The organism is Vibrio sp. 2433-A1, assembly GCF_056726085.1.
Window position 1 is genome coordinate 233,734 of record NZ_JBRESC010000005.1, and the last position, 14,407, is coordinate 248,140.

The 14,407-nt window shown below is 44.4% G+C and carries 13 protein-coding genes; 1 reads left to right on the forward strand and 12 read right to left on the reverse strand.

Annotated elements, in window-relative coordinates:
- Position 1: 1 nt before the first annotated feature.
- The 12 genes from tssH to ACU01J_RS07625 all read right to left on the reverse strand — a co-directional run bounded on the left by tssH (position 2) and on the right by ACU01J_RS07625 (position 13,369).
- Positions 2-2,599: a type VI secretion system ATPase TssH gene (gene tssH / locus ACU01J_RS07570; RefSeq protein WP_481085124.1), complete on the reverse strand. Its 2,598-nt coding sequence runs from the start codon at positions 2,597-2,599 to the stop codon at positions 2-4.
- Between the two features lie 25 nt (positions 2,600-2,624).
- Positions 2,625-3,392 (reverse strand): type IVB secretion system protein IcmH/DotU, encoded by a 768-nt coding sequence (gene icmH / locus ACU01J_RS07575; protein WP_481085125.1) that lies wholly within the window; start codon positions 3,390-3,392, stop codon positions 2,625-2,627.
- Between the two features lie 2 nt (positions 3,393-3,394).
- Positions 3,395-4,729 (reverse strand): type VI secretion system baseplate subunit TssK, encoded by a 1,335-nt coding sequence (gene tssK, locus ACU01J_RS07580; RefSeq protein WP_481085126.1) that lies wholly within the window; start codon positions 4,727-4,729, stop codon positions 3,395-3,397.
- Positions 4,730-4,734: 5 nt separating this feature from the next.
- Positions 4,735-5,208 (reverse strand): type VI secretion system lipoprotein TssJ, encoded by a 474-nt coding sequence (gene tssJ, locus ACU01J_RS07585; protein ID WP_053438446.1) that lies wholly within the window; start codon positions 5,206-5,208, stop codon positions 4,735-4,737.
- 2 nt (positions 5,209-5,210) lie between these two features.
- Complete coding sequence (gene tagH / locus ACU01J_RS07590) at positions 5,211-6,686, reverse strand: type VI secretion system-associated FHA domain protein TagH (RefSeq protein ID WP_481085127.1); 1,476 nt, start codon at positions 6,684-6,686, stop codon at positions 5,211-5,213.
- A 2-nt stretch (positions 6,687-6,688) separates the two neighbouring features.
- Entirely contained in the window at positions 6,689-7,705 is a 1,017-nt protein-coding gene (tssG, locus tag ACU01J_RS07595) for a type VI secretion system baseplate subunit TssG (protein WP_481085128.1), read from the reverse strand.
- The gene (tssF, locus tag ACU01J_RS07600) at positions 7,669-9,438 is read right to left on the reverse strand and encodes a type VI secretion system baseplate subunit TssF (RefSeq protein ID WP_481085129.1); all 1,770 of its coding nucleotides are present in this window, start codon (positions 9,436-9,438) and stop codon (positions 7,669-7,671) included. Before tssF ends, tssG begins: the two co-directional genes overlap by 37 nt.
- Positions 9,439-9,443: 5 nt before the next feature.
- On the reverse strand, positions 9,444-9,881 hold the full coding sequence (gene tssE, locus ACU01J_RS07605; RefSeq protein ID WP_481085130.1) for a type VI secretion system baseplate subunit TssE: 438 nt from the start codon (positions 9,879-9,881) through the stop codon (positions 9,444-9,446).
- 5 nt (positions 9,882-9,886) lie between these two features.
- Complete coding sequence (tssC, locus tag ACU01J_RS07610; protein ID WP_053438441.1) at positions 9,887-11,359, reverse strand: type VI secretion system contractile sheath large subunit; 1,473 nt, start codon at positions 11,357-11,359, stop codon at positions 9,887-9,889.
- A 51-nt stretch (positions 11,360-11,410) separates the two neighbouring features.
- Entirely contained in the window at positions 11,411-11,908 is a 498-nt protein-coding gene (gene tssB / locus ACU01J_RS07615; RefSeq protein WP_481085131.1) for a type VI secretion system contractile sheath small subunit, read from the reverse strand.
- A 260-nt stretch (positions 11,909-12,168) separates the two neighbouring features.
- Positions 12,169-13,209 carry an SEL1-like repeat protein gene (locus tag ACU01J_RS07620; RefSeq protein ID WP_481085132.1) on the reverse strand — a complete coding sequence of 347 codons (1,041 nt, stop codon included), beginning with the start codon at positions 13,207-13,209 and terminating at the stop codon, positions 12,169-12,171.
- Entirely contained in the window at positions 13,193-13,369 is a 177-nt protein-coding gene (locus ACU01J_RS07625; protein WP_481085141.1) for a PAAR domain-containing protein, read from the reverse strand. Before ACU01J_RS07625 ends, ACU01J_RS07620 begins: the two co-directional genes overlap by 17 nt.
- Before the next feature lie 63 nt (positions 13,370-13,432).
- Here ACU01J_RS07625 and ACU01J_RS07630 point away from each other — a divergent pair, with 63 nt between their 5' ends.
- Complete coding sequence (locus ACU01J_RS07630) at positions 13,433-14,353, forward strand: IS5 family transposase (RefSeq protein WP_481085133.1); 921 nt, start codon at positions 13,433-13,435, stop codon at positions 14,351-14,353.
- Positions 14,354-14,407 lie beyond the last annotated feature (54 nt).

Below are 14,407 nucleotides of genomic sequence, written 5' to 3' on the forward strand. Positions count from 1 at the left end.
CCTACTCCACTTCGCCTTTAAATTGTCCGTCAACGGCAGACAATTGAATGCGGTTAACCGGTTTCTGCTCTGAAAGTTTGTTGAGTAGTGCAAGAGAAACTGGTGGCAGAAGCTGACCTTCAATAATGGCTTCAAGCATTCGGGCCCCATTTTCTGAACGCGTTGCTCGGGCAAGAATTTCATCAATCAATGAAGACTCGATAATGACCTCTGCTTCATAACGCTCTTTAAACAGATGCTCTAAACGCTCAAGTTTCGCTCTTACAATAACGTCAAGGACTTGAGGAGAAAGCGGCATGTATGGGATGACTTCCATTCGAGCAAGTAACGCCGGTTTGAAAAAGGCAGCCAGCTCTGGATAAAGCGCATCATCAAGATCATCTAAACGCTCTGCGTAATCGACGATCGTTTGATAGCCTAGGTTCGACGTCAGGAAGAAAACGACGTTCTGACAATCGATGATTCGACCTTCACCATCAGCAAGCTCGCCTTTATCAAAGGCCTGATAGAAGAGGTTCAATACTTCAGGGTGCGCTTTTTCTACTTCATCAAGCAAAACGACCGAATAAGGCATCTTGCGGATAGCTTCAGTTAACACACCGCCCTCTCCGTAGCCCACATAACCCGGAGGTGAACCGATCAGTCGAGATACGGTGTGCTTCTCTTGATACTCAGACATGTTGATGGTGGTTAAGAACTGTTTGCCACCATAGAGATGCTCGGCCAACTGTACAACTGTCTCGGTTTTACCCACACCACTAGGGCCAACCAGAAGGAATGCGCCTTTCGGTCTACCTGGGCGACGAAGGTCGGCTCTCGCCGTTAGAAGATGTTTATGTACTCGCTCTATCGCAACATCTTGACCTTTAATTGCACGGCCTAAAATTGAGGTCAAATGGGTAATTTTATACAGCTCGTCGCTGTTCATTTGATCGACAGGTACGCCAGTCCAATCGGCAATCACTTCAGCTATTTGTTGCTCGTCGACCTGAGGATGAATAAGACGTTCTTTATGAGGAATCCCATCAATCTCTTTGTACTTAGCACGGATCTGATCACTGCACTCTAAACGCTCTTCATCACTTTGTTCGCCTGTCGATAGCTGCGAGCGCAGCTCAATGATCTCTTCTACAAGCTGCTTTTGATACTGCCAGCTCTCACTCAGTGCTTGGTGCTCTTGTTCATCGGCAATGCTTTGCGTTTGCAGCTCATCCAATCTCGCCGTATCTAAGTCTTGGCCTAATAGCTGAGCACGATTAAGCATGTCAATCTCAAGCTGACGCTGATGCTTCGCTGTTTCAATTGCCGCAAGACGTTTAGGCGGAGTGGTCAAATTAATCGCAATACGAGCACATGCGGTATCTAACACATCGATCGCTTTATCTGGCAGTTGACGACCAGAGATATAACGCGCTGACAGCTCTGAAGCCGCTTTAAGTGCTTCGTCGGTAATTAGGACCTTATGGGTATTTTCATAAACTGAGTTAAGCCCTCGCAATATATCTACCGCTTGTTCAACACTCGGTTCATCCAACTTGACCAGTTGGAATCTGCGTGTCAATGCCGGGTCTTTCTCAAAGTATTTCTTATATTCTTTCCAGGTTGTCGCGGCTATGGTGCTTAGCTCACCACGGGCAAGGGCCGGCTTAAGCAAGTTCGCGGCATCACCGCCACCTTCTTGATTACCTGCGCCAATAAGCGTGTGTGCTTCGTCAATGAAAAGGATGATTGGAGACGCCGAATGTTTGATCGCATCAATCACGCCTTTCAGTCGTTTTTCAAACTCGCCTTTAACTGACGCGCCAGCTTGAAGTAGACCTAAATCCAGTGAATAAAGCTCGACGTTTCGCAACTGGTTAGGTACCTGATCAGAAGCAATGCACAGTGCCAGCCCCTCAATAACAGCGCTTTTACCTACCCCGGCATCACCGACTACGATTGGGTTGTTCTTTCTACGGCGACAAAGGATATCGATCATTAGACTGATCTCATGCTCTCGACACAGCACAGGATCCAATTCTTGGTTACGAGCTTGCGCGGTCACATTAGTACAGTACTTATCTAAAATGGATAAGTCCGAACCTGACGCAGCATTGCTATGATTTTTCGTTTTATCAACCACTTGAGTTTCTGAAGAATCAACTAAGATCGCAGTGAAGTGTTTGCGTAAGTTTTCGCGATTGATACCACTGGTCACTTTGACCAAATTTGGAACCATGTAACGATCCGCGCGCGTCAAAGCAGCAAGCAAAATCGCACCAGAGCGAAGTTCAGTCTGATTCAGTTCTGTGGTCGAAAGTAACCACGCTTCTTGAAGTAACTCCACCAACAGCGGAGAGAATGCTGGGTAACTGTCTAGAGATGCCTCGCGAGTATAGCCATCGACCAAAGCGCGATTGAGCTCATCGAGGTCAAGATTAGCTTGTTTAAAGATCAGCCTAACATCTGACAACGGGTTATTTAGCAGTACCTCTAAGTAATGCTCGAAAGTAATCTCGCCATGTTGGCGTTCAATACAAACAGTCGCAGCTTGTTCTAGCGCAAGCTTACTCTGTTCGTTTAACTTTGATATAAGAGTTGGAAGCTCGATACGTATCACGGTAATAACCTAGCCTTAATTATTGTTATAGAATTTGATTCAGTTGCTCAATCACATCACTTGTTTTGACATGAAGAAGGTAGCTGTAACCAATAAATGTACCGACCCAAAGCAGTGCGAAACCTGCAAATATAGTCCATATCGGTAACTGTTTGCTGATCTTGTACTTGGAACGAACAACGTGCTCTGTTGCATGAGTCAGTTGAACAGGTTTCTGCTCTTCATCGTGATGCAATAAGTAATAAAGTCGATCGATCACTTTTTCTCTTTCTTGTTGCCCCGACTCAATTACGCGATACTTGCCTTCAAACCCTAAAACAAGGCATTGGTAGATAAACTCCAACAGCTCTGTGTAGTTTTCAGGCTCTTTTTCAAGACGCTTCAGTACGGTAAAAACTTTTTCTCCGCCCCAAGTTTCATTGTGAAATCGAGATAGCAGTGAGTGTTCAGCCCATACCGTATTAGCGCCCCATTCAGTTCCTAACACAGCCTCATCGAGGAAGGTGCACAAGATGTAACGATAAGCCATCAGCACGGCATATTCGTAACCCAGACCTGTTAGCTCCATTTCAATGTTTTTGATTTCCTCTAACGTCTGCTCGTAAATCGCTTCAATATTTTGGCAATCTGTTAGCTGACGAATACGCAGGGAAAGTCCAAACAATGGCGTTGATGCATCAATAAGTGGATTATGCAAACTACCGCGAAGTTGGAACCAATAGTCTTGGTCATGGTTGATTTTTTCAGCATCATCAAAAAGTAAGCTGCTGAATTGAGTACTTTTTTTATCCACGTCTAATCCCTTATTGCCCAGAACTGTAAATCAAGGTCGTCAAATGCCGCCGCGATATGGAAAGCAAAGCCACTAGACTGCGAAAGCTGCTGCCATGCACTGCTTGTCTTATCCAACTGGTAGTAGATGTATCCAGCGTGATATGGCAACTGACGTGGTGCCACAGGTAGCACGACCAAAGGAACACCTGGTAACTGCAAAGAAATCAGCTCACGGATTTTCTCTACCGAAGAAACTTTGGTTTGCTGGGTAAATTGACGACGTAAATCATCCATCGGCATGCGTGCTTTGACTGCGATGATAAAGTCAGCCGTTTGCATCAACTGTGGATCTTGAATTGGTGCTACCATCAAACCATATTTGCGTTTATCCAGTTGAATCGCGACCGCTCTTGGCTCTAGTACAACGCTGAGCGCTTGACGTAAGTTGCGAATCAAAGGCCAGAAGGATTCCGTTGGCATATCATGGTTATAACTGACCACATTTGGTGGTAGTCGACTTTCGTCAGTAAACGTGGCTAACTCGCCAACCACCGTTGATAAGCTTTCAAATAGACGCTCTGGATGCAGACTACGCAGCTCTGCCAAGTGATGAATCTGTGGCTGTAAACGGTTGAGAGCCTGTAGCAACATAAAGTCAGAAACATCCGCCACGCCACCTTGAGCCGGAGAACCAATTCGCTGAGCGATGTTTTTGGCACGCTCGCGCATCAGACCTGAAATTTCGTTAATAAAACGGTGAAGCGATGAGTTTGCAGCAACATTGACGAGGCATGGAATAAAGTCTGGATCCATCACTACACTACCATCAGGGCGCTTTTCCAGTATTCTTCCTACCGCCATAGAGGCATACGCACTCCGGTCTTCTTTTTCCAACATCAATTGAATCCGAATAGGAGAGACATCGATGGTGGTCATATCACCTTGCAAGGTATGCACATCACGCACCTCCAGTCGGCGACTCTCATATCTCCCTGTGCCCTGAGCGTCAGGCCAGTTAATCTCTCGTAACGATTCACTGCGTAGCGGAACTGCTAAGTACACAAGCTGGTTTGCCAATGAAGCATCTTCTATTTCTAACGCGTCTGGGTGAATATCTTCTTGAGGAATTCGAAATACCGAACCATCCGGCATAACGCCAACTGCTCGTTCGATGGCAATGCGACCAAACGAAAGATATTCAGGGTTGAACTCAAACTCCGAGATACCGTACAAATAACGACTGACTGTACTCAATCGCTCATCCATAAAGTACTCTGAGTATCGCTGTTGTTGCTGGAAGTGCTGGGGTTTAATGAAAAGTCCTTCGTTCCAAATTACACGATTTCGTGAAAACATCTTCTCTATTCCACCCTTTGTAAATCTACTTCGTAATCATTGAGTAACATCAGTAAGTGATACTCCCTTCCTTGCTTGATAACCTTGACCGCCTTCTTCCATTCACTGAGTTCAATGTCGGAGAAATTGGCGAGGACGCCGATATAGTTCGTCTCATCAGTCACTTCAATTTCATTCACAAACTTGAATTGGCCTGGTAACAACACATAGTCATAACTCTTGATAAAGTTGCTTTTTAAAGCCTTTTTATAGTCTTGTTTTAGCTGGTCGTAGCTGGATGACATAAACATCGAGTCATCAACTAACTCGAATACTTGAATCTCAACGGGTGCGGCTTCTCCCCACACGTTCGGATTCATTCCCTCTGTCGCTACGAGACTGAATGTCACCTTCGTGGGTGCTTTTGCCGGGCTGACAGGTTCACTGCTACACCCAGTCAGTAACGCAAAACAAAAGCACGCAAAGAGCAAATGTCTCACGATCAGTACTCCAACTGTTTTTCTCGGATTTTGCGGTCATACGATTGTTCAAAGATTTCCCAGAACAGTTTTTCAAACCCTTGCTGACGGTGTGACGCCAATTCTTGGTAGTAGCTGCAGTACATTTGCCAAGCCCAAGCATCACCATCCTCAACGCTAGATTGATGAGAGCGCTTATAGTTTTGGAATCGACTTAAGAGTACATCTGGAGAAAATGCGCCTAAGATTTGCGTCAATGCTTCGCCTGTTGCGTACTGCATCGCCTCATTGTGCGCCTGTACATTGGCTAAACTTTCTTCAATCGCAAATGGGGCAGATAAATGCACGGCACTCTTATTTGAGTCATAAAGCGTTTGAATCGTTTCTTGATAAGAGAGCCCTAGTCTTAGCGGGTTATCTTCAATTGGTTGTAAATTGCGATTTAGCGTGCCGAAACGCCCTTGGTTAACTTGTTGATGCAGAGCTAAGATACCTTTAATACAAGACTGTAATGACTCACCTAATTCTTGAGACAACATCTGCATACGAGCGATATCATCTGTACCACTGAGTTGCGCGCCTAAGCCATTGAGCAAAGGTCCTGTAAGTAAATGTCCGCCTAAACCTGAAGTCGACACATCACTACTTGTTTCCGTCGGAAGGCTTTTTGCCACCTCTTCCTCTAGCAAATCTAATTCTTGTTCGTCCATTTGAAAGCCCTCTAAAACGTTGGTTGTTATTTTTTGTTGGTCAATGCCAGTAACTTGGCTTGACTCGATTTTTTGTGTGGTATTGGTATTTGTCTCTGGCTTACTCTCTTGCTTCGAGCGAAAGCCAAAATTGAGAATTCTCTTGAGCATCATCGATGACGACAGCTCGTTGTTGCTATCGGCTTGCATAACAATGTTCGACTGTTGCGGTGAAAGATCTTCTTCAAGGCCCAAACTGGCAGGCACTGAGTCATTGCTATTTTTAGGTTCATCATCAATTAGGGACCGTGTCTTTTCTGATACGTAATCGCCTAATGCATCCAATGGATCCGTTTTCTCTGCAGGCTTACGTTTAGGCGTGAGTTCTTGCTCAAAAGCGTGGTTTGATAAAAGGTCAGCTTCTGGCTCAGAAAAAAGGGTGTTAAGGGATTCAGAGCAGATTTCTGTATCTAAGTCGCCAACAATGACTCGTATTTCGTATGGACCAATTCGGATTTGGTCGTTATGCGCCAGTTTTGCCAACAGCTCTTTACCTACTGGCATCACAGAGCCATTGATGTAAGTCTCACCACAAAGATCCTTGATACAAAATGCGCCATCTAGCATCAATATTTCACAGTGTTGAGGGAAAACCTCACCCTTAGAGTCAGAAAGCAACCAATGCGCATTGTCATCAGAACCGACTATGCCGCCCTCGACTCCCCACTCCATTAGCGCCGAGAGTCTTGACTCTAGTTTTTGTATATTGGTAACCAATAACGTCAACTTGGTTAAAGGAGATTTGCCCATCATCATTGCCTTACTTGAATTAATACGTTTTTCTTGTCACTGCTTTGGCCGAGAAACGATGTCCAACCCAAGGCGACATTTGACTCTTTACTCAATAGGATTTGTTGAGGCTCTTCACTCGCCATAGTCAGTGATAAGTCGTAAGCCATTTGTTCACGTAAAATGAACTCAACCAATTTACAAAGCGGTTCAAACTCCTTACCTGACGGCAAGAAATCTAGGAATCGACTTCGGCTTAACCCATCGATCCAAATCGTGAACTTGCCATTGCAATCGACTACCGAATCGCCAACGATGGTTGACACCCCCAAAGCTGCGTTGCCTAGACCAACTGAGGTTTGCTGCGAAGGTGCGATAGCCACTTTTCTTTTCGTCCATTGCTCAATTCGAACCTCTTTCAAATCAAAACAATGGGCGATGATCCCAGCCACCACTTGTGGAGAGCGACTTCGACCCGCTAACGTGCCCGAATAAGCCAGCATCTTGCACCAGTTGATTGGCGTATCACCTCGAAGGTCCGTTGAACCCAATCCAACCAAAGAGAGTAACTGTGCAGAAAAGTCGTCTTTCGCATCCGGTTGAAAGCGAACAAAGTATCTGTACTTTCGCCATATGCGATATAGCAGGCTAATTAAGCGGTTATTGAAAAAGTCAAAAAACTGCTGCTTTTGTCCGCCCGGCCCTTCCATCAAAAGTTGCTCAACGACATAGCCTGGAAGCGGCGATTGCGCGCCAGACAGACCGAAAAAATTGGTCGTCATGATCATGCGATCATCATTAAGCAAATCTAAACTCGCCACATCTGCCGGTGAAAAACCTAAGCTCGGATTGCCACTGAACATCAGCTGGCAGCTTCGCTCCCATTCATACTCTTCAGGGTCGACCCCTTTGAGCTTTTGAACCAATTCAACCAATTGGTAAAAGCTATAATCATGTACTTCACTCGGCATACCGATAGGCAGCTGAGTCCCCCCGTCATCACTTAAATGAGAGGTTGTATTCCCGTTTGAGAACCCCATGTGTACCTCTCTTGATTAGTAACATTGACGACGTGTAGCTCATGGAATGAGTTGATGCTGGCATACAACGCAAAGAAGTGACTTAAAACCGTGCCGAAAAGATACAGATCCCCTTCAGAACCGAAGCCTGTTTGATCGATATAAAGCGTGGACTGCAAACCTCTGATCGGTAAGCCACACATAATTTTGTCGATTGGTTTTGACTCAATCTTCTGAATCGCCTCTAAACGACGTTTTGATACTTTCTCTGCCTGACGATCGACTAAAGCTTTAAAGTCATACGCTCTTAAAACACTACTCAGCGCATCTTTAGAAAGTAGCGATAAATAGTTGAGAGATAGGTTAGAAATCAGCGTCCACAGCAAGCTCCCATCGAGCACAGGCCTTAATGATTGCGATGGCACCGATATATTGGAAAATGTTGCAAAAGGCGGTGAAGTATCCGTTGCTTCGCAGATGTCGCCAACGCCAAGATCTAAAGGCAAGAGTCGGTTGGTACACATGAGCTTTATTGATACCGCTTCATCAACATCGATAGAGATGGTTTCGTCACTTCTGACAAAAGAGATAAAGCTGTCAAAACCATCTTTTCGAATACTCTCTTTTATTCGAGTGCGATAGTAAAGAGCCTGGCGGTGACGCACTCGTTCAACTTCATGTTGAAAGCTCTCAAACGGAGAATAAACACGCTTTGAACCTCGGACCCGCTTTCCTTCTTGCTGTCCGTCTTGCCAACCGACAACACTTTCAACATTAAACACTTCATAATGCGCTGGGTAACGGCTAGACGGTATAACCCGATACTCAGAATGACGACCGGACAAAGCGATTGGGTCGGCGTCGTGATAGAACAAGTTAATAATCGGTGTACAGTAAAGTTGGAAGTTCTCTTTCTGTACTCTTACATCTACAGGAAGCGTCTTGGAAAAATGCAACTTAATAGTGAATTCACCACTGACACTTTTCGGAATAACCTCATCTAAGCGCGATAGGTCAAAAAAGTGGAAGGCTTCAGGAAACGACAGATACTCCTGAAGAATACGATACCCCTCATACACGTTTGTCGGATAAGGGAGTAAAGCGTCATTGCTGGCAAAGCCAACAACACTAAAACTGTCTTTAGGGAGAGTAAACTCCGCACCACTTATCTCAATGGTGACTTTATCCAGATAGTGGTTAAGCCACAGATAGAGCATTTGAGAACTGTATTTGTCACCACCAAGGTAAAAACGTAAGTCCTCTAGAAGAGCATTACCCAGAGTGACATCACCCTGAGTCTTTAGCATCACATCAATAACAGTCGCTTCGCGAGTGTGCTGCGCTCTGACATCAACACTCTCTATCGGATAAATTTCCACTTCTCGACACGTCTGGAAGTGACATTTCGTTCCGAAAATCGCTTTGCTATCGACCTGAGTCCCTTTATTAATCAACTGCTTTTCACTGACACTTTGATCAGGGGTAAATGCCAAGATACTCATACTCGGCACAGGTCGCAGGTAGTTGGGCCAGAGCATATTAATCATCGAGTGAGTCAGTTCAGGAAACTCGTCTTCAACTTTCTCTCGCAAGCGCCCAGTTAGGAAGGCAAAACCTTCGAGTAAGCGTTCAACATCCGGGTCTAATGTTCGACCATGGAGGAAGCGAGAAAGCTGAGGGTAAATCTCAGTAAACTCCCGTCCTTGTTCTTTAAGAAAAGTAAGCTCTTCTCTAAAGTCTTTATCTTGGCTCATATTCCTTAAACCACTCGATATTTTCTGTTCTGATCTAGCAGCAAGTTAAATTGCACTTTGTCATGGATCGCATCACTATTTATCTGTGCCGTGATACGGAACTGCAGAGATAGGGGGCGATCTCGGTCCAAAATAGCTGTGACTTCTATATGTTTTAAGCGTGGCTCAAACTGGCGTAGACAGTCTTGAATGGATAACTTCACTTTCAAAGACAAATCCAAGGTATCTAGCGTGGCATCATTAAAATCAATAAGGCCTAGGGTTGGTGCACTTTGCGCACCTCCAACCCGAGTATTCAAGACTTTAGCGACATTTCGTTTAATCGAAGCCAACACATCTTCGGGGTAAGGACCTTGAGTAAATGAAACAGGATCAGAGTTGGCTTCTAAGCGTTCTAAGAAGCCAACACCAAACGTACTCTCTTCTGGTGCAAAGTACGTCATTTCAATTACGCCTGATCTAGTCGACCAACAAGTGACAATTCAAAGTTTGCGCCCATATACTTGAAGTGAGGACGAACAGACAGTGACACTTGGTACCAACCCGGGTTTCCTTGTACGTCAGCAACATCAATTTTTGCTGCGCGTAGTGGACGTCGGCTACGTACATCTGCTGGCGGATTTTCCTGATCCGCAACAAATTGCTTAATCCAAGTGTTAAGTTCGCGCTCAAGATCTTGACGCTCTTTCCATGAACCAATCTGCTCGCGTTGTAGCACTTTGATATAGTGCGCAAGGCGGTTAATGATCATCATGTAAGGCAACTGAGTACCAAGTTTGTAGTTCGTCTCGGCCTCTTTACCTTCTTTGGTATTTGGGAATACCTTCGGTTTCTGAATAGAGTTAGCTGAGAAAAACGCCGCATTGTCGCTGCCCTTACGCATAGTCAGAGCAATGAAGCCTTCTTCTGCTAGTTCAAACTCTTTGCGATCAGTAATCAAAACTTCTGTTGGGATTTTCGCTTGAAGAGCACCCATTGACTCAAACACATGTACTGGTAAATCTTCAACCGCACCACCACTTTGTGGGCCGATGATATTTGGGCACCAACGGTATTTAGCGAAGCTGTCCGTTAATCTTGTCGCAAGTGCGAACGCCGTATTGCCCCACAAGTAATGCTCGTGAGATGCAGCGACACTTTCAGCATAATTGAATGATTTGATCGGGTTCTCTACTGGATCATAAGGAACACGCAGTAAGAAACGAGGTGCCGTTAGACCAAGGTAACGTGCATCTTCGGACTCGCGAAGTGAACGCCATTTGGTGTATTTAGGACTTTCAAAGATTGATTTCACATCTTTAATGTTTGGCAGTTCTTCATAGCTATCTAGGCCGAAGAACTCAGGGCCTACACTCGATAAGAACGGAGCATGAGCCATTGCACCTAGTGCCCCCATATATTGAAGTAGTTTCATGTCTGGCGTTGAAGGACTGAAACTAAAGTTGCCCACGATTGCACCAGTTGGCTCACCACCAAATTGGCCGTAGCCAGATGAATAAACGTGTTTGTACAATCCAGACTGAGTCGTTTCTGGTGCAAACTCAAAGTCTTCTAGTAGCTCTTCTTTTGTTACATGCAGCAGATCGATTTTGTTGTTCTCACCAAAGTCCGTACGATCTACGAGTAACTTTAAGCCACGCCAAGCTGATTCCATTTGCTGGAACTTCTCGTCATGCAGAATCTCATCCATTTGAGCGCTGATTTTCTTGTCTAGTTCAACAAGCATTTGATCAACAAGAGATTTATTAACTGCTTCATCAGTTTGCTGTGAACCAATCAAATTCTCAATAAACGCAGCAACTCCTTTTTTGGCAACGTCATAACCTTCTTCGCTTGGTGCGATCTTGGTCTGTGCCATAATTTCATCTAGTAGACTCCCCTCGGAGAGTTGTGGTCTTTCTAGTACCGATTCTGTAGACATTAAAATGTATCCCTAATCCAAAATGACAAATGTTAGTCGTGTTAACTTGTTTTAATTACTTTCTTCACTAACGAGGTTGAGTTCACTGAGTAGCTTGTCGCGTGATTCCTCAGAGCTCAGCAGTTCCTGCAAGCGGTCTCTGAATGCAGGAATGTTGCCTAGTGGTCCTTTTAACGCGACGAGGGCTTCTCTTAGTTCGATAAGTTTATTCAACTCAGGAACTTGACTAGCGATAGAGTCAGGGTTGAAGTCGGTAAGAGCGTTGAAGCGAAGCTCAACTGGCATATCTGCATTTTCGTCTTCGCCGAGTTTGTTTTTGACGACCGTAGACAAGCCCAATTCACTTTCGCGCATAACTGACTCAAAGTTATTTTTGTCCACCGAAACGGTACTGCGCTCCTCAACAGGAGTCTCTTCGGTGTGGCCTTTAAAATCACCTACGACCAACGTTTTTAGCGGTAGCTCGATTTCAGCCTGAGCATCACCAGTTGCAGGGATGTATTTAATATTTATGCGTTCTTTAGGTGCAACGCTTCCTTCCTTCGACATAGGCAAGGTTCTCCGATTTAAATTACAGGGTGGTTGAAGTAAATTGAATTAGGTTCAATAGCCTAAATAGCGTAGTAAAATAATAAGATTTATTTCGCCACTTAAAGCTCATTTATTGAATAATAAACATAAACTCAATCCTAATTCATTTGTGTGGAATATTACTTTATTTTCTAGAAGCGGAAAATAAGACAATTATCATAAAATGGTAAGAATAATCCGACGCATATATGTGATATATCGCATCAAAATGTTCTTAATTAGTACTGAACACTATCTAATACTTCATCATATCTAATAAAGTCTGTACCTGACATTAAGGAACTTCTAATATAATCAGATTCTTTTGCCTGTTCTTTGTCAGTTAGCTTTGCAAGTTTAGAGAAGTCATCTTCAGCTTGAGAATATAAAGATGGTAATACATCTCTACCAGCAGTCTGCAAAAACACTTCTAGATACGCTTTTGATTTAACTAGATCTATACCGACAAAATCATACTGTTCACTCTCACCTCGATAAATTTTTGAAAGTGACAGAAGAGAGGTTAAATCTCCATTTTCTAACGCTTTCTCACGCCAAGTCAGAGCTTGTCTGAAATCACTTCCCGCTTCGAAGATGGCGACAATACGTCTAATAGCGGGTATATAGCCTAACTCTGCGGCCTTAACGTACTGGCGCATGATAACTCGGTCTTTTTTGGCTTGAAAAATGAAGGTTATGTGACCATTTTTAATCCTTTCACCTTCTTCCATAAAAGCTTTTGCCACATCAAACTGTTGAGCTTTTTCTAAATAGTAGGCAGATAACTCTTGGTTATCTTCAAAGTAATACTGAGATAATCGGAAGTAAGCAAAGCTTGGCTCAGTGGCACCAAGCTCTATCAATTGGTCATAGTACTCATCGCGCAGTTTAGATTTTTCGGCAGTGCTTAACCAATCAGCTTTGGTGTATAGATAGCGCATCGCTGCCAGACTGCCACTGCTCGCTGCAAACGTCAGATATTGTTGATATGAATCATCTTCCTGATAAGCAGTTCGCTTCCTCTTCAACTCAAGCGCATACACATAGCTCGCGTTAGCATGGCCAGCATCCGCGGCGAATTTTAAGTATTCTAATGCGGCATCATTTTTAAGCTGAACTCGTAAAAGTTCGCCATATTCATAGGCCTCATCAGGTGTCAACGTACTCACATCGTACATTTCTTTGCCGAAAGCCAAAGAAGAAAAATAGATAAGAAAAGCCAGTGTAACAAGTGTTTTTTTGACTAATGTATCAAATAAGTATTTAGCCAATATTAACACTGCTTCCCCCTTGCAAAACACCACCACAACCTACGGAATCTCCAATTCTAGCAGCGGGTTTACCGTCAATTTTTACGGTAGCTGAACCAGAGGAAATTGCCCTGTCATGTTTAGGGTTTTTAGGTTTATCGTGCGGCTCTAAAGGGCTTTGTTGCGTAATTCGATGGAACTAAATCAGGAAGTTACGATCTGATCGGCTACATCAGTTAATCATCGTAGCCTTATGCCGAAACCTCGTTACAAAACAACTAACTGGAAACAGTACAACAAAGCCCTAATCAACCGTGGTTCACTCACTTTCTGGATTGATGAGGAAGCCATACGCGAGTGGAAGCAAAGCAAACAGAGTAAGCGCGGCAGGCCTCGTCGATTCAGCGACCTAGCCATTACTACCGCACTGATGGTAAAACGCGTTTTCTCTATGCCATTGAGAGCGCTGCAAGGTTTTCTAGACTCAGTATTTAAGCTGGCTAACATACCGCTTGTTTGTCCGCATTACACCTGTATAAGCCGTCGAGCCCAGCAGGTTGAGGTTTCATTTAAAACTAAAACCAGAGGTGCGATACAGCATCTGGCCATTGATGCCACTGGTCTCAAGGTTTATGGCGAAGGTGAATGGAAGGTCAAGAAGCACGGTACTGACGGGAAGCGTAGAGTCTGGAGAAAGCTGCATTTAGCAGTCGACACCAGTACTCACGAGATAGTAGCAGCAGAACTGAGTTTATCTAATGTCACTGATTCAGAAGTCCTTCCTAATTTGCTCAAGCAAACACGTCGACAAATCATCGAGATATCTGGAGATGGTGCTTACGACACAAGGAACTGCCATGATGCCATACGGATTAAGCGAGCTATTCCGCTTATCCCACCAAGAGAAGGGGCAGCCTTCTGGGAACAAGGACATCCTCGCAATTTAGCAGTGGGTTGCCAAAAGCTCTACGGCTCCAACAAGAAGTGGAAAAAGCGGTATGGTTATCACAAACGTTCACTATCAGAAACAGCCATGTATCGAGTGAAGCAGTTGCTAGGTGGGAGGTTAAGCCTGCGAAACTACAATGCTCAGGTTGGCGAAACCTACGCCATGATTAAAGCGCTGAACAAGCTTACAGGGCTTGGTATGCCTGAAACTCAGTTTGTTGTTTAAGAATTGCACAATTTCGGGCGGTTTGTTTTTCTGTCCGAATTACGCAACAAAGCC

Excerpts from the sequence above, each read along its gene's own strand:
- tagH (WP_481085127.1), bottom strand. The coding sequence starts at position 6,686 with ATGGGCAAATCTCCTTTAACCAAGTTGACGTTATTGGTTACCAATATA.
- tssB (WP_481085131.1), bottom strand. The coding sequence starts at position 11,908 with ATGTCGAAGGAAGGAAGCGTTGCACCTAAAGAACGCATAAATATTAAA.
- ACU01J_RS07630 (WP_481085133.1), top strand. The coding sequence starts at position 13,433 with ATGCCGAAACCTCGTTACAAAACAACTAACTGGAAACAGTACAACAAA.
- tssG (WP_481085128.1), bottom strand. The coding sequence starts at position 7,705 with ATGGGGTTCTCAAACGGGAATACAACCTCTCATTTAAGTGATGACGGG.
- tssC (WP_053438441.1), bottom strand. The coding sequence starts at position 11,359 with ATGTCTACAGAATCGGTACTAGAAAGACCACAACTCTCCGAGGGGAGT.
- tssF (WP_481085129.1), bottom strand. The coding sequence starts at position 9,438 with ATGAGCCAAGATAAAGACTTTAGAGAAGAGCTTACTTTTCTTAAAGAA.
- tssK (WP_481085126.1), bottom strand. The coding sequence starts at position 4,729 with ATGTTTTCACGAAATCGTGTAATTTGGAACGAAGGACTTTTCATTAAA.
- tssE (WP_481085130.1), bottom strand. The coding sequence starts at position 9,881 with ATGACGTACTTTGCACCAGAAGAGAGTACGTTTGGTGTTGGCTTCTTA.